Below are 19973 nucleotides of genomic sequence, written 5' to 3'. Positions count from 1 at the left end.
TTTATTTTTATCGGATAAGTACAATTTGATGCCTGAAATAAATAATCCCAATAAGCTTTGTAACCGTTTTCGAGGTTACTACCCTGTTGTTATTGATGTTGAGACAGGTGGATTTAATGCAAAAACAGATGGTTTACTTGAAATTGCAGCCATTACATTAAAAATGGATGAACAAGGTTGGTTAAAACCTGATAATACGCTACATTTTCATGTTGATCCCTTTGAAGGTGCTAATCTAGAACCTGCTGCCTTAGAATTTACAGGCATTGACCCAACAAACCCACTTCGTGGCGCAGTCAGTGAATATGAAGCCTTGCATGCAATTTTTAAAATGGTACGCAAAGGAATGAAGGATGCTGATTGTAACCGCGCTATCATTGTAGCGCACAATGCAAATTTCGATCATAGCTTTGTCATGGCTGCGGCTGAACGAACAGGGTTAAAACGAAACCCTTTTCATCCTTTTGCCACCTTTGATACAGCGGCGTTAAGTGGATTAGTTTTGGGGCAAACTATTTTAGCTAAAGCCTGTATCACTGCAGGAATACCTTTTGATAGCAAACTCGCTCATGGTGCGTTATATGATACGAATCGCACATCATTACTTTTTTGTGAGTTAGTTAATCGCTGGAAAAAGCTCGGTGGATGGCCATTACCAACACCTTAATTCTATTATTTCAATGATAACAATATGAATAACAGAAAAAAGCCAGTTCATCACTGAACTGGCTTTTCTTATTGAATACTTAATTTATTTTTATTTCTTTTAATATCAATCTGTTAAAAGAAAAAATAATAATTAGGCTTCTTCTTCACCACGATATTTATCAGCAGTCTCTTTTAGTAACTTCTGTAATTCACCGCGCTGATACATTTCTAGAATGATGTCACATCCACCGACTAATTCACCATCTACCCATAATTGTGGGAAAGTTGGCCAGTGTGCATATTTTGGTAATTCTGCACGAATATCTGGGTTTTGCAGGATATCAACATACGCAAAACGCTCACCACAAGCAGAGATAGCTTGAACTGCCTGAGCAGAAAAACCGCAACTTGGTAATTTTGGTGAACCTTTCATGTATAAAATAATTGGGTTTTCATTGATCTGGCGTTCAATTTTTTCAATAGTCGTCATTTGTAAGTCCTTACAGCCTTTTATATTCAATATGCTTTATAGGGGAAAACATGAAAGAAGAATACCACTTTATATTGGAAAGCTCTATATAAGTTTAGTTATCAATATAAAACAATAGGTTGGTGTTAAATCGCAATACTATTGACGAGAAAGTGCACGATGATGCATAGAAAATAAATCAATACGTTACAGATGTTTATGAGTGTGTTTTATCTCATTATTTCACTACCTACTACCAACACATTTACGAGCTAAAATACGAATAAAATAAAAAGCCTCAATTAAGAGGCTGAGAACATTTCGATTGAGAAAACTCTCAGTGCTCGAATCGATTAGCTTAATTATATGAATTATTATTGTATGGTTCCGTTGTCTAAAAGGATCAAGCAACCCAGAGTATTAGCAATATCAGTTATTTCACCTTTTATTTTTGCAGTTTGTCCTTTCTTAATTTTAAGAACATTTTCTTCTTCACTTGGTTTTAAAGTATATGAAGCACTAGCTTTATTATTAAATGAAATAGCAATGACTTTAGGTGGTGTTGGTTTATAGAGGTCATATCTGACTACTTCTTCCAAACTTGCAATAGTGGTCACTCTTCCTTCAAAAATAACCCACTTTCCTCTCCATTTTTTCTTAGCTGCTATCTCATTATCACTAAAGTCCTTACATATTTCTGCATAAGTCGCTTCAGTTACTGTCGATTCCATCGATGGAACTATTTGGTTCACAGCACTATTAACTGAACGAATAGCTTCATTTATTTTACACCCTGATAATAATGTGATTATAGATAGTAATAACACCGTCTTCTTCATACAAATTCCTTTATAAAGTCAAAAAAAAATAGATAAAATATAAATCCACTAAGATAAAAATCTATTTTAATTAAATAAAACAACGCCCTCGCCAACATTATGGATAAATGTATGACTCTTTCTAAATAGCTTAATATTTTGATCTAAAAGTATAGAACATGAAAAAATAGCACTATAACTTTTCGTTATCTTATTTTAAATAAGAAAAATCTTGCCACCCTAGGCTTCCATAAATAAATAAAAACAAGCTAGTCATATTCCGATTTATTATCCCTATAAAATTAATATAATTATTTTTAGCTTATAGTTTAAAAATATAATTTATTATAAAATCCAAGATTAAATATTTAATTTATTTCTTTATTTGAATTATATTTAGCTATATATTCTTTCATATTAAAAAAATAGCAAGAAAAGAAATAACAATTTTCATATCAATATCAACACATTAAATTTCATAATCTATACATTAAGATAAAACGCTACCTTCTTAAAAGGATATAATGTATATAAATGAGTTTGTTATAAACCCTGATGAGTATTAATGATGGACATGATTTTACTGTTTCTTTTAGTGGGATGTATCACTGGCTTTTTTGCTGGATTACTTGGTATTGGCGGCGGTGCAATCATTGTTCCAGTGGTCATGTATGTGGTCAGCCAGCAAGCCATCCCAACAGATATGGTGATGAAGATAGCCTTATCTACCTCATTCTCTGTTATTATATTTTCCACTGCATCTTCGGCGTATTCCCATAACAAGCATAAAGCCATTTTATGGCAACAATTTCCTTTATTATCCATTGGCACTATCATTGGTATGCTTGTGGGAACATTTCTAGTACAAAAAATGTCAAACACGATATTGCAAATCGTGTTCTGTATTTTCATGGTATATACCATCTATGGTTTATTAACTAAAAAGAAAGAAGCGGAACGCATTGAAAACGTAAAAGATCCTGTTGTTTCAAAACCTGCCTTAACAAGTGGTGGCTCTTTAATTGGTTTTATATCCAGCTTTATCGGCATTGCTGGTGGCACTATTACTATCCCTCTTTTAAGTCATTGGGGATTTAATACACGTAAATGTATTGCAACCTCTTCAATGATTGGTGTCATCATTGCTTCTATCGGCACAATCATGGGTATTGTCTACGGTTGGAATCAAACAAATATTGATGATTATTACTTGGGTTTTATCTATTTACCTGCCTTTATCGGAATAAGCATAACTAGCATACTCTTCGCACCTATCGGTGTTAAAGTTGCTTATCGCCTACCAATTCCTAGAGTTCGTCAAATATTTGCATTATTCCTATTCTTAGTCGTAGTGAAAATGATGTATACGCTTATTACAGGATAAGCGCCTGTTCTGAAAATCATATTCCGTTAAATTATTCTATAAAAACAAGCAATACTAAAATCTAACATTTCTAATAATGTTAGATTTTAGTAAGTTAGGGTATTTATAGATAAAATAAAATGAACGAATCTCATTAGGTAATCTTCACCTAATTAAAACAAATATATTTAAGTATCACGGATAGCTTATTCTTTTCTCACTTTGACTTGTAAAGCAAAAACAGGATCCGTTGTACCACACATAGTACGCCCTACTGTGGCTTTTATTTTTATCCGTACATTGCCACTTTTAGGTGCTGTTCCTTGTAAATGAGCAAAAATGATAGGACGCTCGTCTTGATGCATGACATGCTTTTGCCAATCTTCATCTGTAATAAGAGAAAGCCACTCCCCATCTTTATTTTTGATCATTAATGTCACAGTAACCCATTCAGGACTTTCCACAATATAATATGGAGCTAAACCAGAAAATACCCCAATTTCAATCTGTTGATCATAATTTTGATTAACAACAGCTTCTGGCATATAGATTTTTTCTTGTGATTCTGACGGTGTAAATAAAATACTGGTACTGCATGCAATACCATAGAACATGCTACAGCCATTTAGCACACCACAAAAAATAAGCAAAAATAGACTCTGAACTAAATTTTTTATAGAAAAATACTTAAAAATTATACTTCCATGCATGCTTTTATCACTCCATTGAAAAAATTTAAACTATTATCGGAGAATTTAAATCAACCCTTATACCATCTCAAATATCATTTTATTGTTTAGCATTAAATACCGTTCCTTGCTGCCAATCAAGGACTGAAATTCCTATTTTATTTGCTAATTTAATAACCACAGGAAGAGTTTCATCTACTTTAGAGTAAACAAAACCAATAACTGGGATTTTGGTCATAAAGTTATTAATTAAAGGCCCATCACACCACACACTATCATCTATTTCATCATCAGGTAATTCGCAAAGGCATGGATATAAATAAGAAATTTCTTGATAAAAACGCAACATTGATGGGCTTAATTCTTGAATATCTTCATCTTCATATTTTTCGAAGTATTCACACGCTTTTTCAAAATCATCCGGAATAGGAAAATCAAATAATGCAATATTATAACTCATTTTAACTCCTACACTCTATTTGCGTAAATTTAATCTACAATATCGCTACGACGATAAATGTATAAATAATAAGGCTTATGTGAATACATTATTTCTATATCCCCTTCTTTAGCCTCAATACTCTTTATATCAGAAAATACAAATATTTTATTCTCACTTAATGACTCATATTCGATTACCTCTAACTCCTTACAGTTATTTACCTCTGTTAACAATGCTTTTTTATCTTTAACTAAAGGATAAATATTTTTCATTTTCTGAGCTAAAAGATCACAGACCGAATCAATGTCATCGCCACCAAAATAGGATAGCTCTACGCCAATTAATTTACCTTTATAAAATTTTAATGCATTTCTATCAGAGTCTTTCTCAAACGGAGGCTCATTATTAAAAAAACAAGTGACAATATCTTCCTCTGTTTCACACACGCCATTTTTTATAAAAGGAATATCATCAATTGATCTTCCAAAATCTAATTTCAAAGGTTCATTACTTTTAAAACCAAAACCAGATAAAAATACTATCATGCCAATAGCTATAAATAGCTTTTTCATATTGTATATTCCTTTAGAAACAAGTTCATTACCCTATATGAGCTGTAACTACTTCTCCTGAACCACACAATGTTAATTGATTCATTAAGCTATCGTAACAGCATTAAATTGTTATTTTTTTATTTTTACCTATCTCATTATAAATGCGATTTTGCTACTTTACGTGTAAGCAAGAGGGATATACTCTTATGAGTATTACTAATCTATATGGCTTATAACTATAGATAAAATATATTTAGCTGTTATTTCAGCAGGTTTTTGTTAAAATAATTAGCAAAATAGCAACAAATTAGTGATTCATTTGCCTCATTTTATCAATTTAGATGAAATGATTTCAGGCACAAAACCCGAAATAGATAGTATAAAGGAGTACGCAATGTCTTTCGAATTACCAAAATTACCTTATGCGTTAGATGCTCTTGAGCCACATATCTCTAAAGAAACATTAGAATTCCACTATGGTAAACATCACCAAACCTATGTAACCAACTTAAACAATCTGGTTAAAGGTACTGATTTAGAAAGCAAATCTTTAGAAGAAATCATTAAATCTACTGATGGTGGCATCTTCAATAACGCGGCTCAAGTATGGAACCACACTTTCTACTGGAACTGTTTAGCACCAAATGCAGGTGGCGCACCAACAGGTAAAATTGCTGATGCTATCAACAAAGCATTTGGCTCTTTTGAAGAGTTTAAAAAGCAATTTAATGATGCAGCCGCTAAAAACTTCGGTTCTGGTTGGACTTGGTTAGTTAAAAAAGCTGACGGTTCAGTTGCCATTGTTAACACCTCTAATGCGGCAACGCCAGTTTCAGGTGCAGACAAACCTCTGTTAACTGTGGATGTATGGGAACACGCTTACTACATCGACTACCGTAATGCCCGCGTTAAATATTTAGAAGAGTTCTGGGCACTGGTTAACTGGTCATTTGTTGAAGCTAACCTAGCTTAATTGAACTTAGTGATCAAAAGTGAATGATTGTGATTCATTTTTGGTGACATAATAACAAAGGGCCTTGAGCCCTTTGTTATATTCAGATATTCGATAATTTATTATTACAATTGATCGGATATTTTATAAAGCAGTGATTAGAACAACATAGTTGAAAATAAAACAATCATAACAAGCGCTGCTACTGCTGTGCTCAAACCAAATTTCAGATCCGTATCCATCTATATCTCCCTCAATATGATTATAATACACGTTATTAACCATAACCTTGTCATGGTTAATTATTATCACATATCAAAATTTGCTAAAATAGCGACCAGTGCACAATTTATAACATTGATTAATACTTTCACTTTTGAGCTAGATCATACAAAATTCATAGCTAATCGCTAAATTATTGCCAGTGTTTGCCCTATGTATGACTATACTGGCAGTTAAACCACAAAATTAGATAAAAGAGACCAATGAAGGTCAGGAGTTTTCCACACCATGGCAACAATAAAAGACGTGGCAAAACGCGCAGGCGTATCAACCACGACTGTTTCTCATGTGATCAACAAAACACGTTTTGTTGCTGAGAACACACGGGCAGCAGTTTGGGCCGCTATAAAAGAATTAAATTATTCGCCTAGTGCCGTTGCGCGTAGTTTGAAAGTCAATCACACCAAATCTATTGGCCTGTTAGCCACGTCCAGTGAAGCTCCTTACTTTGCTGAAGTGATTGAAGCAGTTGAAAACAGTTGTTATAGCAAAGGCTATACACTGATTTTATGTAATTCACATAATAATCTTGATAAACAAAAAGCCTATTTAGCGATGCTGGCACAAAAACGCGTTGATGGGTTATTAGTGATGTGTTCTGAATATCCCGATCATCTTCTGACTCTTTTGGAAGGCTATCGTAATATTCCCATGGTTGTCATGGATTGGGGTAAGGCCCGTGGCGACTTTACAGATACTATTATCGATAACGCTTTTCATGGTGGTTATATCGCTGGCCGTTATCTTATCGAACGAGGTCATCGTGATATCGGTATTATTCCTGGACCATTAGAGCGCAACACCGGTGGTGGTCGTCTACAAGGCTTTCTAAAAGCCATGGAAGAAGCCAAAATCACAGTAAAAGATGAGTGGATTGTACAAGGTGACTTTGAACCTGAGTCAGGTTATAAAGCGATGTATCAAATGCTAAATCAAAAACAACGCCCTACTGCAGTTTTTTGTGGCGGTGATGTGATGGCAATGGGTGCAATCTGTGCTGCAGATGAGCTAGGTTTACGTGTTCCTTTTGATATTTCAATCGTAGGTTATGACAATATTCGTAATGCACGTTATTTTACCCCTGCACTAACCACAGTCCACCAGCCCAAAGAACGTTTAGGTCAAATGGCCTTATCAATGTTGCTTGATCGCATCGTTAACAAACGTGAAGATGCCCAAACAATCGAAGTACACCCTCGATTGGTTGAGCGTCGTTCAGTTGCTGATGGTCCTTTTATCGACTATCGTCGCTAATTCCTATTCAGTTATCTGATGTCTAGCGAAGCCATTCCTCATTTAAGGTTTGGCTATTTCCAAGATAATCTAACAACCACGTTAAAGCAGGCGATTCACTTTTATCAACCCACGTCAGACAGCATGGACTGTCTGGCAATGGCTGTGCAAGTTTTAAAGTAACTAGCTTTCCTTGGGCTATCAATGGCTCAGCACGATGCCAAGGTACCATTCCTACACATAATCCTGCCAACAAACACTCAAGCCCCATATCCCATGTTGGTACAACCATTCTACGTTGGTTATTTAACGCCCAAGTGTCACGCTTTGGTAAACTACGTGATGTATCCTCTAAACATAAGCTAGGATAAGGTCGCATTTCATCATCGGTTAATGGATGTTCTGCTTTAGCTAATGGGTGATCAACATGACAAACACAGCGCCAAGGCATAAAACCCATATCCCTGAAACTATAACGTTCACCAATCGGTGACGCTCTTGTTGCACCAATGGCTAAATCAACACGACCATTAACTAAGGAGTCCCACACCCCATTAAACACTTCTGGGTAGACATACAACTCAATATCAGGAAAATGGCGATAAAAATCGAGAATAAGTTGTTGTGTTCTTTCGGGTTTAACAATGCCATCAACTGCTATACTAAATTGACCACGCCACCCATTGGAAACCTGTTGACATAGGTGTCGAGTGTCATTCATTTTTTTGATAACAGATCGCGCTTCTTTGATGAAAATTTTACCCGCATCGGTTAATTCTACATCACGGTGACGGCGCTCAAATAAAGGAACGGCGAGCCATTCCTCTAATTGCCGAACAGTATAACTAACGGCGGAGGGCACTCTGTGCAATTCTTGAGCAGCGGAGCTAAAACTTCCTGTTCTTGCGACTGCATCGACAACTTCTAAAGAGTATTCTGACCACATAGAGTTTATTCCTTTGAAAATTTTTCACAGCATTAACCAAATATTCCCGTTTCACAAGTAAAATAAGTCTTAGTTACAATACATAAAATGTTCTACATCACATAGCATAGAAAATAAAATGAATACTAAAACGTCCACACAATCAAAAACACCTATGAGCTTCATGGTGTACCTAGCAGGTTTGAGTATGCTGGGTTACTTAGCAATTGATATGTACTTGCCTGCATTCGGTATGATGCAGCGTGAACTTGCTATCAGCGAAAGCGCTATCAGTAATAGCTTAAGTATCTTTTTATTTGGTTTTGCTGTTGCTCAGTTACTTTGGGGACCACTTTCTGACAAAGTTGGTCGTAAACCTATTCTTCTTATTGGATTAAGCCTTTTCTCTTTAGGCTGCCTTGGTATGTTGTGGGTTGAAAGTGCAACGGGTTTACTTGCGATGCGCTTCTTACAAGCTTTTGGTGTCTGCTCTGCGGCTGTTATTTGGCAAGCATTAGTTATTGATCGCTTCGATGAATCTCGCGCTCAACACGTTTTTGCTTTAATTATGCCACTGGTTGCATTATCACCTGCACTCGCCCCTTTAATTGGTGCATCACTATTAAATCACGGCGGCTGGCGTATGATTTTTATGCTATTAATGGCAGTAACACTTGTTTTAATGTTACCAACATTAATGCTGAAAAATATTAAACAAAAATCAGTCTCCGATGCAAACCAATCTACTGCGTCATTTATGACATTACTGAAATCCCCTCTCTATACAGGTAACGTATTAGTTTACGCTTCTTGTAGTGCAGGTTTCTTTGCTTGGTTAGCAGGTTCACCTATTATTCTTGAGAAGATGGGTTACTCACCACAGGATATCGGTTTAAGCTATATTCCACAAACTATTGCCTTTATGGTCGGTGGCTATGGTTGTCGTATTTTACTGTCAAAAATGACGGGTAAAGCATTATTACCACTGCTGTTAATTGGCTATGCTGTTAGTATGACTGCATTATACCTTGTTGCTAAATTTACTGAGCCAACATTAACCACGATCTTAATTCCGTTCTGTATTATGGCTGCAATGAATGGTGCTTCTTATCCAATCGCTGTATCTAATGCTTTATCGGCTTATCCTGAAATCAGTGGTAAAGCAGCCGCATTACAAAATGCACTACAACTGGGTCTTTGTAGTTTAGCAAGTTTTATCGTGTCTGCATTTATCAGCCAACAACCGCTTATTAACACCACAGCAATTATGGCGTTAACAGCGATCCCAATGGCGGTTGGCTACTTTATTCAGCGTAATAAATCCGTTAGCAAACACACAGTTCAAACAGCAGAATAACCGCACCTCTCCTTTTAGGAATATTCTTAAAAAGGCCATTTTATAAAAAATGGCCTTTTTCTTTTCTAGAGAAAAATAATCTACGTCTCTATACTTATCTATACGCTGTAGTGGCGTTTTATTTATTTTTCTTTCGGATTTTGAGGCATTAAACAGATTATTAGCTGATTATGTCAGATTAGTTGTCTTATTAATTCTATTCGTTCAATCCATATTGAACACAATACCATTTTAATACTGTCAATCTGTACACGTCCTTTTTTAGCTTTATGTCTCAAAACCCGCTTAGTTTACGCCGGAGAGTATATGAGTACATCTTGTGTAGAAGAAGGCCGAAAGACCTCTAATGATCCTTATAAAAGGATCGCTATAGAACTATTAACTCATGCAGATATTCGAGTAAATGGCTCTGAACCTTATGATATTCAGGTTCACAATCAAAATTTTTATAAAAGAGTATTGCAACAAGGCTCATTAGGTCTCGGTGAAAGCTATATGGACGGTTGGTGGGATTGTGAGCGACTTGATATATTCTTTCATAAAGTATTGCGTGCAGGCCTTGAAAATAAGCTTCCGCAAAACCTACGTGATATTTTCAAAATTGCAACGGCCCGTCTTTTTAATCTACAAACACAAAAACGTGCATGGATGGTTGGTAAAGAGCATTACGATCTTGGTAATGATTTATTTACATCTATGCTTGATCCTAATATGCAATATTCCTGTGGCTATTGGAAAAATGCAGATAACTTAGCACAAGCTCAAGAACACAAATTAGATCTTATTTGCCGGAAGCTAGATTTAAAACCCGGAATGACTTTATTAGATATCGGTTGTGGTTGGGGTGGGCTTGCCGCTTACGCAGCAAAACATTTTGGTGTTTCTGTCACAGGTGTCACCATTTCTGTTGAACAGCAGAAATTGGCACAGGCACGATGCCAAGGACTTGATGTTAATATTATTTTAGAAGATTATCGCGATTTACATGAACAATTTGATCGCATCGTTTCTGTTGGGATGTTTGAGCATGTTGGCCCTAAAAATTATGCAACCTACTTTAAAGTAGTTCGCCGTAACTTAAAAGAAGACGGTCTGTTTTTACTGCATACCATTGGATCTAATCGCGATAAAGTGAATGTAGATAGCTGGATAAGTAAATATATATTTCCTAATGGTTGCTTGCCGTCAATTCAAAAAATTGCACATGCCATAGATGGTAAGTTTGTAATGGAAGATTGGCACAACTTTGGTGCTGATTATGATAAAACACTGATGGCATGGTATCAGCGCTTTTTAACCTGTTGGCCAGAGATTGAATCAAATTACACACCGCGCTTTAAACGCATGTTTAGCTATTATCTAAATGCCTGTGCTGGTGCATTTAGAGCCAGAGATATTCAATTATGGCAAATCATGTTAAGCCCTAAAGGGCAAATTGGTGGTTTACAAATTCCACGTTAATTTTTATTAAAAACAAAAAAGCCAGTTTAATCAATAGACTGGCTTTCTTTTTAATCTGGCTTTAAAAGTAATAAAGCTAATAAGTCATAATGTTATTATTACTCTTCGTTTTCACTTTGCTGTGCTGCTAATAAAGCTTGTTGCTGTACTTGCTGTGCCATAACACGTTCAACTGTATCCACAATCGCTTGAGTTTGAGGATCAAGTTCAATATTCACTTTATCGCCAAGGCGTTTACGACCGAGTGTCGTTCTATCTCGTGTTTCTGGAATAAGATGAACACAGAATCGGTTATTAACCACATCACCAATAGTCAGACTAATACCATCAATACCGATAAAGCCTTTATGCAAAATATATTTCATCAACGATTTATCGAAGATGCGAAACCAAATTTGTAAATTGTTTTCTGAAGTAATAATTTTGGCAACTTCGGCGGTTGTGACAATATGGCCAGACATCACATGCCCGCCTATTTCATCACCATATTTAGCTGCGCGTTCAATATTAACTTCAGAGCCCACGTTTAATTCACCAAGGTTAGTGAGGCGTAACGTCTCTTTCACTAAATCAAAGCTAATGTGCGTACCTTCGATTTTTGTAACCGTTAAACAGCAACCATTATTTGCAACAGAGGCTCCTGTTTCTAAGTTACCGACTAACTCTTTCGGTAATTCAATGATATGGGTACGAAAATCGCCTTTATCTTCTATAGCAATAACTCGCCCTTTTCCCTGAACAATACCTGTAAACATCTTACATCTCCTTGGGTAGATAAACTGGTAAACTCAATTTAGGCTTATGCTAGTTAGAATAACATAGCTCTTATTAATACAAAGGAACAATTATCGTATTTATTCCTTGCTGAAAATTGCCGTTAAATATAACGTAAAAACACTTAATAAATTATCAAAATCCTGTGTTTAAAAAGCTAAGCATCTTTCGTTGCTAATTAAACTTTTATCATTAGAATATGCCTTCTTGAGGATCTCTTTACGCCATTTTAACAATACGGCGTTTGTTCTCTTCCTTTCCTTCCTTTTTCTTATAATAAATAAAGGTGTATGCGTGCAGAAGTACATAAAAGAAGCGCGTAGCTTACTTGCTTTAGGTATCCCCGTTATCATCGCGCAATTTTCCCAAACGGCAATGGGTGTGGTTGATACTGTTATGGCGGGTGCTGTAAATGCGACAGAAATGTCCGCAGTGGCAGTAGGCACGTCTATTTGGTTACCAACGATTTTACTGGGTCAAGGCATATTAATGGCATTGACGCCAATCGTTGCACAATTAAATGGCTCAGGACAACGAAAACATATTGCGGATCGTACACAGCAAGGTTTTTGGCTCGCGACGTTCTTATCAATCATGGTTATAGCTATACTTTATAACAGCCGATTTATTATTGAAGCACAGCATGATATTGAACCTGAATTGGCGGAAAAAGCTATTGGCTTTATCCACGCCATTATGTGGGGTGCTCCTGGCTGTCTTTATTATCAAGTTTTGCGAAGTCAATGTGAAGGGTTATCCAAAACGAAACCCGGTATGATCATTGGTTTTATTGGTTTATTAATTAACATCCCTGTTAACTACGCCTTTATTTACGGTAAATTTGGTGCGCCACAATTAGGGGGGATAGGTTGTGGTGTTGCAACTGCCTCTGTTTTCTGGGCAATGTTCTTGATGATGCGTTATTACGTGCGTAGAGCACCAACACAGCGAGATGTAATGCCAGTAAAACGGTTAGTGCCTCCGCAATTCCACACTATAAAACGTATTACTTTTTTAGGCCTACCTGTTGGCTTGGCATTATTCTTTGAAGTAACACTTTTCGCCGTTGTTGCATTATTAGTATCACCTTTGGGCGTTACTGCAGTGGCAAGCCATCAAATTGCACTGAATTTTAGCTCATTGATGTTTATGTTCCCTCTATCATTGGGTATAGCAGCAACTATCCGTGTGGGTTATAACTTGGGGCAACGTTCTACAGAACAGGCTCGTATTTCAGCGATTACAGCCCTTGCAGTTGGTTTAATACTGGCAAGCTGTACCGCCGTTTTCTCTATTATCTTTAGAGAAAAAATTGCCTTAATGTATAACGATAATATTGAAGTTGTGACATTAGCCTCTCATCTAATGTTATTCGCTGCCCTTTACCAGTTATCAGATTCAGTACAAGTTATTGGCTCAGGTGTGTTACGTGGGTATAAAGATACGCGTTCTATCTTCTTTATTACTTTTATTGCCTACTGGGTCATTGGTCTGCCTTCAGGTTATATCTTAGGGCGTACTGATTATTTTGTTGAAGCGATGGGCCCTGCCGGTTTCTGGATTGGCTTTATTCTTGGTTTAACCGCATCAGCGATTATGATGGGTTCTCGTATTTGGTGGATCCAGCGTCAATCTGATGAAGTGGTGTTATTACGCTCAGAGCGTTAAACAAAAAGGTTAATTTGGCAAGAGAATGACACAAATATCAACAAATAGCTTTAAATACGAGCAGTTGAGTATAAATTTGTGTTTTTCCTCTTGCCAGAATCAGATCATCTCGTTAATATTCGTTCCCGTTGTTACCCAGAATAGATAATGCGTCCATAGCTCAGTTGGTTAGAGCACCACCTTGACATGGTGGGGGTCGGTGGTTCGAGTCCACTTGGACGCACCATTTATTTTTCAACAACATCTCAATACAGTGCGTCCATAGCTCAGTTGGTTAGAGCACCACCTTGACATGGTGGGGGTCGGTGGTTCGAGTCCACTTGGACGCACCATTTCTCTTTTTTTCTGATTTTTACTCATCTTACCTACCCTACAAAATAATTAATTTGGCTTGCAAAAATTTATTGCGCAACAAAACGTTTAAAAAACAAGCAATCAGCACCGTATTTTGATCACATCACTTAAATTTACCTTTTTTCGATTTTCTTCATAGAAATTAACCTCTATAATACGAAACATAATTTTGTTGAAAGGTTTCAGCGTATTGATTTACGGGCATCTTTAGAAAACAGAACAAATGAATCGTGATAGACTATAATGTAAGATGTCTACCAACCTTTGATACAAAATAGTGACAAGTTTTTTATGATGTTGCTGGATCATTAACATGTTGCGCAACTTATCCATTAGAGATGAGTTTACATATTCTGTTTCGCACAGTTGATTAAAAATAGCGACATTAATCCTTATTCATCCATTACAATACAACCATTAAATAGACTGCCATGAAAAAGACAAAAATTGTTTGCACCATCGGACCAAAAACCGAATCTGAAGAAAAACTGAATCAATTACTGGACGCGGGCATGAATGTTATGCGTCTAAACTTCTCTCACGGTGACTATGAAGAGCATGGCAACCGTATCAAGAACCTGCGTAACGTTTGCGCTAAAACAGGCAAAAAAGCCGCTATTTTATTAGATACTAAAGGTCCAGAAATTCGTACCATCAAATTAGAAGGTGGTAACGATGTCGCTTTAGTTGCTGGCCAAACTTTCACTTTTACTACAGACAAATCTGTTGTTGGTAATAAAGAGTGTGTAGCTGTAACTTATGAAGGTTTCGCAAAAGATTTAACCGTTGGTAATACTGTATTAGTTGATGATGGCCTTATCGGTATGAAAGTAACAAAAGTTACTGATACTGAAGTCGTTTGTGAAGTTTTAAACAACGGTGACTTAGGTGAAAACAAAGGCGTTAACTTACCTGGCGTTTCTATCGGTTTACCTGCATTAGCAGAAAAAGATAAACAAGATCTTATCTTTGGTTGTGAACAAGGTGTTGACTTTGTTGCAGCTTCATTCATTCGTAAACGTTCTGATGTTGAAGAAATGCGTGCACACTTAAAAGCACACGGTGGCGAAAACATCATGATCATCTCAAAAATTGAGAACCAAGAAGGTTTGAATAATTTCGATGAAATTTTAGAAGCCTCTGACGGTATCATGGTTGCACGTGGTGACTTAGGTGTTGAGATCCCAGTTGAAGAAGTTATCTTTGCACAAAAGATGATGATCGAAAAATGTAACGCAGCGCGCAAAGTGGTTATCACTGCAACGCAAATGTTAGATTCAATGATCAAAAATCCACGCCCTACTCGTGCTGAAGCGGGTGACGTTGCGAATGCTATCTTAGATGGTACTGACGCAGTTATGCTGTCAGGTGAAAGTGCGAAAGGTAAATACCCAGTAGAAGCGGTAACTATCATGGCCACGATTTGTGATCGTACTGACCGCATCATGAAATCACGCCTCGAAGTAAGCCAAAAAGGTGCAAAACTGCGTGTTACTGAAGCAGTGTGTCGCGGTGCGGTTGAAATGGCTGATAACTTAGATTCACCACTTATCGTTGTTGCTACTTTCGGCGGTAAATCAGCACGTTCTATCCGTAAATATTTCCCAACAGCACCAATCTTAGCCTTAACAAACAACGAAGAAACTGCTCGTCAACTTCTGTTGGTTAAAGGTGTAACAACTCAATTAGTTAACGAAATTTCTTCTACTGATGACTTCTACCGTATCGGTAAAGAAGCCGCATTAGCGAGTGGTTTAGCTCATGCAGGCGATCGCGTTGTTATGGTAACAGGCGCATTAGTTGATAGCGGAACAACAAATACTTCATCTGTTCACGTTCTGTAATTTACATAGTACATTTATTGTACAAAACGCCACTTTTTAAGTGGCGTTTTTTATTATTCACCCATATTTTGTTTATTTCTTCTCTTTTCTTTTCCACTTCTTCTATCCTTTTAGTAAGCCTTTTATTCATATACGCTAAATAAGGATATAAAATGTCTGATGACACAATAAATACTAATGTTTTTGCTTGTACTACCCTCGCGATTAAAGATAAAAAAAATCGTATTTACCATGGTAGAACAATGGAATTCTCAACAGACAAACCCGCTTCAATCTTTGCATATTATCCTAAAGCACATACTTTCCAACAGAATGCTCCTGACGGTACGCCAGGACTAAAATATGCCGTTAAATACCCTTTTATTGCCATTACAGCGCCAATTAATTTAGAAGGGACAAAAGACGTACTTGAGGGCGTCAATGCTCAAGGCCTTTCTTTTAGCTTGAATATGCTTCCTGATTCAAAACTCGATGATATTACCCCGCAAGATTACGCAACATCAGTACCTATTGCGGCCATCGGTGAATGGGCTTTAGCACAATATGCAACCGTTGAAGAGTTAAGACAAGCCATTCCTAAGACGGCTTTTTGGTCACAAAAACTATTACTTTTACGTAATTTACCCAGCCCTTTTCATTATGCTTTTTACGATAAAACTGGAGCTTGTATTGTTGTTGAAGTTTCTGATGGTCGTTTGCATATTTATGATAATCCGACTTATTGCATGACCAATGGCCCATTATTTCCATGGCATCTTACTAACTTAAATAATTACACTCATCTTTCTAATGTTAATATTTCCACCAGCACATTGGGAAATGTTAAAGTCAAACAACCAGATAGCGGGATTGCTTTAGCTTCTTTACCAAGCTCCGATACTTCTGTCGATAGATTTATTCGTGCGGTTTACTATACAACGTATTATCACCAAGTGTCTGATCCTGATATACAACTCGTTGAATTAGCACATATCATGAACCGTTTCGATCGTCCTAAAAATTCCACAATCGATCCATTACTAGGCCATGACACGTTAAAAGCGCTTCATACAAGTGAATTTTCAGTGTGGACAACGCTCACCGATTTAGAACGAGGAATACTCTTTTTTAGAGGGTATAACAATCTTAACTTCCAAAAATTTACGCTTGAAGCATTTAAAAATGAAGCAGAACCTATTTTCATAAAAGTGAATTTAGAAGGTAATTTATAGATAAAAGCATGAGCAATAATAAAAAAGAGCAGATAATATGTTTTTCTATCAGACTTTTATGAATAAAATTCTTTTGTGAAATAACACGCATTTTTTGTACTGAATATTTGCGTTTTAGGTGTTATTTTTTCTATTGTTCAGTTAATGAGTAAGTAGAATATGGTAAATAAACCCAGCATTTTCTTATATCTGTGCCATACTTATTAATGGCTTCATATAAATGCTACTTGTTCCTTTACACAAATTAATAATAGAGGTTGTAACTATGAAAGCGAAACTTGTACTAGGTGCGGTAATTCTGGCTTCAGGCTTATTAGCAGGTTGTTCTTCTAGTAATAATGCACAGTTAGATCAAATCTCTTCTGATGTAAGTAGCCTGAATTCTCAAGTTCAACAACTAAGTAGTGATGTACAATCTGCTCGTGCTGAAGCTAAATCAGCTTATGACGAAGCCGCTCGTGCTAATCAACGTTTAGATAACCAAGTCACTACTTATAAAAAGTAATTTGACTCACCGATAAGCTCAAAAGCTTTAGGTAAGCATTAATCACAAAGCCCTAACATAGTTAGGGCTTTGATTTATATCAGATTATATTCTTTTAGATTTTCTTGAAGCTTGGAGAATTCCTCAATTTTATATTCTATTTTTTCTTTCAATGCTTTTTTATGATTATTCAATTCATCTTTGTATTTTTCATGCATATTACTAAGAAAATCAATAAATTTACTATTTTCATTGTTTACAGTACTCTTTTCATTTCCTGTTTTATATTCAATAATAAAATTATCTTTAATTAAACACTCTATTTGTGATTTCAAGTACAAATTCAACCCTGGATGAATTTTGTTTTTTATGAAGGCACTAGCTTGTTCATGTACTTCATACAATGCCGCCAACATTAAGTTGACTTGCTTATTTGGATGACCATCAGTAAACGATAGCCTATTATTCTGTTGTTTTAAAAGCTCATTCTTGACTAAACTAAATAGTTCAGTGGTATTTCCAGACAGTGAATTCTGTTTAAATCGAGAACTGATAGTGGCCTCAAGCGACAGTTTTTTTTCATTTATGGTGTCATATTTATGATTAATCGGTACGGTAATACGATTAATCAATTTTGCACATATCCAGTTTATATTTTCTTTTTTACGTTCTTCACTACCTAACAACAATGTTTTGGCACTATTTTTAATTGATATTAATAAATCGGATAGCTGGCTAAATTTGTTTTCAATACTAGAAGTAACACGTTCAAAAGTACTAACCATGTTATTTGAATCAATTTTCATAACTGCAATTTCCCTATATCAACAAAAGATATTTTTGATATTAAGGAAATAATCGTTAATTTAATGTTAAAAAATACACTTTTTATGATTTAAAATTGTTTTTATATAAATTAGCTACTCATAAAAAAACAGATGCTTATAAGCATCTGTTTTTTTCTATAACTTTATGAGATATTTAATCAATAGTCACATCCATAGGTATACCCGAGCGACGAATAAGCTCTGCATCGACTTTATTTTTATCGACTTTGCCACTTTCATACCAAGCATTAAATTGCTTCGTAAATGTAAAAGGCATGGTTTGTGGGTCGTCATCTTCATTGCGGGACAGTGGCTGATGAACTTCAATAAATTGTCTACCGTCTGCTGTTTCAGTAAATTTAATCGGTTTATTGATAATCTGAACTCGGCTTCCTTTAGGCACTACATTAAATAATGTCTCAATATCATTTGGACGTAAACGAATACAGCCTGAGCTCACTCTTAAACCGATACCAAAATCAGCGTTAGTACCATGAATAAGGTACTCCCCCCTGCTATGAGCCAATCTTAACGCATAAGCCCCCATAGGGTTTTCAGGGCCAGCAGGAACAACCGCAGGTAATGTTATTCCTTTTGCTGCATAATTTTTGCGAATATTGGCCGTTGGTGTCCAAGTGGGATCTTTTATAAGTTGAGAAATAGAAGTCACCATTTCAGGTGTTTCACGCCCTAATTGGCCAATACCGATAGGATAAACATCAACTGTACCACCTTCTTTGGGATAATAATAAAGGCGCAATTCGGCAAGATTGATAACAATACCTTTTCGTACAGTATCAGGTAGAATCATCTGCAACGGAATAGTTAATGTTTTACCGGCATCGGGTAGAAGAGGATCAATACCTGGGTTTGCTTCCATCATATTGAGCAATCCCACTTGATATTCAGACGCTATCGCTTCTAGTGAACGCTTGTCATCCGGCACAATGTAAGATTGATTATTACCAATAATACGCTGGCCATCATCAGGTAATAGGTATTCTGTAGCATAAGATAAGTGACTACTCATCCCTAATAGCGATGCACCCAAGAGAGTTAACCATTTTTTCATCGTTTATCCCGTGTGTTAGAAATAAAATAAACTGACTATTATGATGATAACATTATCATTGTTATGCTATTCATATAATTAGTCAGTTTAGATCATTAATGAGGGATCTGGTAACATTTACGCCACAGTGTATTCTGAAAAACGCCTAATAAGCGTTGTCACCATTGCATGTAAACCTTGTGTTCTAGATGGTGTTAAGTGACTTTCCAGGGCTAATGATGAGAAATAATGTTTTACATCCGTCGCTAAAGCTTGCTCAACTGTTTTACCTTGAAATAAGATAATAACCAAGGCAACTAGTCCTTTAACAATGCCTGCATCACTATCACCAGCAAGGATAAGTTGCTTACTCTCATTAAGAGAAACAGCGATCCAAACTTGGCTTTGACAACCTTCAATAAAGTTAGCTGAAATGCGTTGTTCATCTGTTAAAGGAGGAAGACGCTCACCTAGCTCCATCATATAAAGATAACGTTGTTCCCAATCCTGACAACGAGAGAAATTGCGTAATAATTTTGCTTCATCTGGCAAATTAGCAACTGCCAT

The 19973-nt window shown here is 36.2% G+C and carries 21 protein-coding genes and 2 tRNA genes; 12 read left to right on the top strand and 11 right to left on the bottom strand.

The window, feature by feature from the left end; genetic code table 11:
- Nucleotides 1-28: 28 nt before the first annotated feature.
- Entirely contained in the window at nucleotides 29-667 is a 639-nt protein-coding gene (rnt, locus tag LW139_RS09540; protein WP_166541348.1) for a ribonuclease T, read from the top strand.
- A gap of 132 nt (nucleotides 668-799) precedes the next feature.
- On the opposite strand, the gene LW139_RS09535 is transcribed toward rnt, so the two are convergent.
- Together LW139_RS09535 and LW139_RS09530 are read right to left on the bottom strand one after the other, a co-directional pair.
- Complete coding sequence (locus tag LW139_RS09535) at nucleotides 800-1138, bottom strand: Grx4 family monothiol glutaredoxin (RefSeq protein ID WP_072070287.1); 339 nt, start codon at nucleotides 1136-1138, stop codon at nucleotides 800-802.
- A gap of 353 nt (nucleotides 1139-1491) precedes the next feature.
- The gene (locus tag LW139_RS09530) at nucleotides 1492-1956 is read right to left on the bottom strand and encodes an OB-fold putative lipoprotein (RefSeq protein WP_247851132.1); all 465 of its coding nucleotides are present in this window, start codon (nucleotides 1954-1956) and stop codon (nucleotides 1492-1494) included.
- 544 nt (nucleotides 1957-2500) lie between these two features.
- Here LW139_RS09530 and LW139_RS09525 point away from each other — a divergent pair.
- On the top strand, nucleotides 2501-3319 hold the full coding sequence (locus LW139_RS09525) for a sulfite exporter TauE/SafE family protein (RefSeq protein ID WP_227336807.1): 819 nt from the start codon (nucleotides 2501-2503) through the stop codon (nucleotides 3317-3319).
- 185 nt (nucleotides 3320-3504) lie between these two features.
- On the opposite strand, the gene LW139_RS09520 is transcribed toward LW139_RS09525, so the two are convergent.
- From LW139_RS09520 to LW139_RS09510, 3 genes are all read right to left on the bottom strand, one after another.
- On the bottom strand, nucleotides 3505-3948 hold the full coding sequence (locus LW139_RS09520; protein ID WP_166541350.1) for a hypothetical protein: 444 nt from the start codon (nucleotides 3946-3948) through the stop codon (nucleotides 3505-3507).
- A gap of 139 nt (nucleotides 3949-4087) precedes the next feature.
- On the bottom strand, nucleotides 4088-4447 hold the full coding sequence (locus tag LW139_RS09515; RefSeq protein WP_166541351.1) for a hypothetical protein: 360 nt from the start codon (nucleotides 4445-4447) through the stop codon (nucleotides 4088-4090).
- A gap of 29 nt (nucleotides 4448-4476) precedes the next feature.
- Entirely contained in the window at nucleotides 4477-5001 is a 525-nt protein-coding gene (locus LW139_RS09510) for a hypothetical protein (RefSeq protein WP_247851131.1), read from the bottom strand.
- Nucleotides 5002-5377: 376 nt separating this feature from the next.
- Between LW139_RS09510 and sodB the strand changes: the two genes are divergently transcribed.
- Complete coding sequence (gene sodB / locus LW139_RS09505) at nucleotides 5378-5956, top strand: superoxide dismutase [Fe] (RefSeq protein ID WP_166541353.1); 579 nt, start codon at nucleotides 5378-5380, stop codon at nucleotides 5954-5956.
- A gap of 137 nt (nucleotides 5957-6093) precedes the next feature.
- Here the strand turns inward: sodB and LW139_RS20745 are convergent, their stop codons facing one another.
- Nucleotides 6094-6177: a YnhF family membrane protein gene (locus tag LW139_RS20745; RefSeq protein ID WP_103004765.1), complete on the bottom strand. Its 84-nt coding sequence runs from the start codon at nucleotides 6175-6177 to the stop codon at nucleotides 6094-6096.
- A gap of 268 nt (nucleotides 6178-6445) precedes the next feature.
- On the opposite strand from LW139_RS20745, the gene purR reads away from it, so the two are divergent.
- Nucleotides 6446-7471, top strand: coding sequence for an HTH-type transcriptional repressor PurR (gene purR, locus LW139_RS09500; RefSeq protein ID WP_036937255.1), 1026 nt, complete (start codon nucleotides 6446-6448; stop codon nucleotides 7469-7471).
- Between the two features lie 22 nt (nucleotides 7472-7493).
- Here purR and punR read toward each other — a convergent pair whose 3' ends face one another.
- Entirely contained in the window at nucleotides 7494-8396 is a 903-nt protein-coding gene (gene punR / locus LW139_RS09495) for a DNA-binding transcriptional activator PunR (RefSeq protein WP_166541354.1), read from the bottom strand.
- A gap of 118 nt (nucleotides 8397-8514) precedes the next feature.
- Here punR and punC point away from each other — a divergent pair, with 118 nt between their 5' ends.
- Both punC and cfa read left to right on the top strand, forming a co-directional pair.
- The gene (punC, locus tag LW139_RS09490; protein WP_166541355.1) at nucleotides 8515-9732 is read left to right on the top strand and encodes a purine nucleoside transporter PunC; all 1218 of its coding nucleotides are present in this window, start codon (nucleotides 8515-8517) and stop codon (nucleotides 9730-9732) included.
- A 306-nt stretch (nucleotides 9733-10038) separates the two neighbouring features.
- The gene (gene cfa, locus LW139_RS09485; protein ID WP_247851130.1) at nucleotides 10039-11193 is read left to right on the top strand and encodes a cyclopropane fatty acyl phospholipid synthase; all 1155 of its coding nucleotides are present in this window, start codon (nucleotides 10039-10041) and stop codon (nucleotides 11191-11193) included.
- A 98-nt stretch (nucleotides 11194-11291) separates the two neighbouring features.
- Here cfa and LW139_RS09480 read toward each other — a convergent pair whose 3' ends face one another.
- Complete coding sequence (locus LW139_RS09480) at nucleotides 11292-11948, bottom strand: riboflavin synthase subunit alpha (RefSeq protein WP_247851129.1); 657 nt, start codon at nucleotides 11946-11948, stop codon at nucleotides 11292-11294.
- A 313-nt stretch (nucleotides 11949-12261) separates the two neighbouring features.
- Between LW139_RS09480 and LW139_RS09475 the strand changes: the two genes are divergently transcribed.
- From LW139_RS09475 to LW139_RS09450, 6 genes are all read left to right on the top strand, one after another.
- A complete protein-coding gene (locus LW139_RS09475) occupies nucleotides 12262-13635 on the top strand; it encodes an MATE family efflux transporter (protein ID WP_109408696.1) in 1374 nt (457 codons plus the stop codon).
- A 149-nt stretch (nucleotides 13636-13784) separates the two neighbouring features.
- Nucleotides 13785-13861 (top strand) — tRNA-Val (locus LW139_RS09470).
- Nucleotides 13862-13890: 29 nt separating this feature from the next.
- Nucleotides 13891-13967, top strand: a tRNA-Val gene (locus LW139_RS09465).
- A gap of 453 nt (nucleotides 13968-14420) precedes the next feature.
- Nucleotides 14421-15833, top strand: coding sequence for a pyruvate kinase PykF (pykF, locus tag LW139_RS09460; protein WP_227336802.1), 1413 nt, complete (start codon nucleotides 14421-14423; stop codon nucleotides 15831-15833).
- 152 nt (nucleotides 15834-15985) lie between these two features.
- The gene (locus LW139_RS09455; protein ID WP_227336801.1) at nucleotides 15986-17044 is read left to right on the top strand and encodes a linear amide C-N hydrolase; all 1059 of its coding nucleotides are present in this window, start codon (nucleotides 15986-15988) and stop codon (nucleotides 17042-17044) included.
- A gap of 265 nt (nucleotides 17045-17309) precedes the next feature.
- Nucleotides 17310-17549 carry a major outer membrane lipoprotein gene (locus LW139_RS09450; protein WP_036937280.1) on the top strand — a complete coding sequence of 80 codons (240 nt, stop codon included), beginning with the start codon at nucleotides 17310-17312 and terminating at the stop codon, nucleotides 17547-17549.
- 74 nt (nucleotides 17550-17623) lie between these two features.
- Here LW139_RS09450 and LW139_RS09445 read toward each other — a convergent pair whose 3' ends face one another.
- The 3 genes from LW139_RS09445 to sufE form a co-directional block, all read right to left on the bottom strand.
- Nucleotides 17624-18334, bottom strand: coding sequence for a hypothetical protein (locus LW139_RS09445; protein WP_247851128.1), 711 nt, complete (start codon nucleotides 18332-18334; stop codon nucleotides 17624-17626).
- A gap of 175 nt (nucleotides 18335-18509) precedes the next feature.
- Nucleotides 18510-19427, bottom strand: coding sequence for a L,D-transpeptidase family protein (locus tag LW139_RS09440; RefSeq protein WP_282186890.1), 918 nt, complete (start codon nucleotides 19425-19427; stop codon nucleotides 18510-18512).
- 117 nt (nucleotides 19428-19544) lie between these two features.
- A complete protein-coding gene (gene sufE / locus LW139_RS09435) occupies nucleotides 19545-19973 on the bottom strand; it encodes a cysteine desulfuration protein SufE (RefSeq protein ID WP_109408691.1) in 429 nt (142 codons plus the stop codon).

Source organism: Proteus vulgaris (assembly GCF_023100685.1).
Lineage (GTDB): Bacteria > Pseudomonadota > Gammaproteobacteria > Enterobacterales > Enterobacteriaceae > Proteus.
Note: the sequence above shows the minus strand (reverse complement) of the source record. Positions and strands in the feature narration are given on the sequence as shown.

Coding starts and splice junctions, on each gene's coding strand:
- LW139_RS09535 (WP_072070287.1), bottom strand. CDS start 1,138: ATGACGACTATTGAAAAAATTGAACGCCAGATCAATGAAAACCCAATT.
- LW139_RS09450 (WP_036937280.1), top strand. CDS start 17,310: ATGAAAGCGAAACTTGTACTAGGTGCGGTAATTCTGGCTTCAGGCTTA.
- LW139_RS20745 (WP_103004765.1), bottom strand. CDS start 6,177: ATGGATACGGATCTGAAATTTGGTTTGAGCACAGCAGTAGCAGCGCTT.
- LW139_RS09525 (WP_227336807.1), top strand. CDS start 2,501: ATGATGGACATGATTTTACTGTTTCTTTTAGTGGGATGTATCACTGGC.
- cfa (WP_247851130.1), top strand. CDS start 10,039: ATGAGTACATCTTGTGTAGAAGAAGGCCGAAAGACCTCTAATGATCCT.
- LW139_RS09455 (WP_227336801.1), top strand. CDS start 15,986: ATGTCTGATGACACAATAAATACTAATGTTTTTGCTTGTACTACCCTC.
- sufE (WP_109408691.1), bottom strand. CDS start 19,973: ATGGCAGTTGCTAATTTGCCAGATGAAGCAAAATTATTACGCAATTTC.
- LW139_RS09445 (WP_247851128.1), bottom strand. CDS start 18,334: ATGAAAATTGATTCAAATAACATGGTTAGTACTTTTGAACGTGTTACT.
- LW139_RS09480 (WP_247851129.1), bottom strand. CDS start 11,948: ATGTTTACAGGTATTGTTCAGGGAAAAGGGCGAGTTATTGCTATAGAA.
- pykF (WP_227336802.1), top strand. CDS start 14,421: ATGAAAAAGACAAAAATTGTTTGCACCATCGGACCAAAAACCGAATCT.
- LW139_RS09530 (WP_247851132.1), bottom strand. CDS start 1,956: ATGAAGAAGACGGTGTTATTACTATCTATAATCACATTATTATCAGGG.
- purR (WP_036937255.1), top strand. CDS start 6,446: ATGGCAACAATAAAAGACGTGGCAAAACGCGCAGGCGTATCAACCACG.
- punR (WP_166541354.1), bottom strand. CDS start 8,396: ATGTGGTCAGAATACTCTTTAGAAGTTGTCGATGCAGTCGCAAGAACA.
- sodB (WP_166541353.1), top strand. CDS start 5,378: ATGTCTTTCGAATTACCAAAATTACCTTATGCGTTAGATGCTCTTGAG.
- LW139_RS09510 (WP_247851131.1), bottom strand. CDS start 5,001: ATGAAAAAGCTATTTATAGCTATTGGCATGATAGTATTTTTATCTGGT.
- LW139_RS09440 (WP_282186890.1), bottom strand. CDS start 19,427: ATGAAAAAATGGTTAACTCTCTTGGGTGCATCGCTATTAGGGATGAGT.
- rnt (WP_166541348.1), top strand. CDS start 29: ATGCCTGAAATAAATAATCCCAATAAGCTTTGTAACCGTTTTCGAGGT.
- punC (WP_166541355.1), top strand. CDS start 8,515: ATGAATACTAAAACGTCCACACAATCAAAAACACCTATGAGCTTCATG.
- LW139_RS09515 (WP_166541351.1), bottom strand. CDS start 4,447: ATGAGTTATAATATTGCATTATTTGATTTTCCTATTCCGGATGATTTT.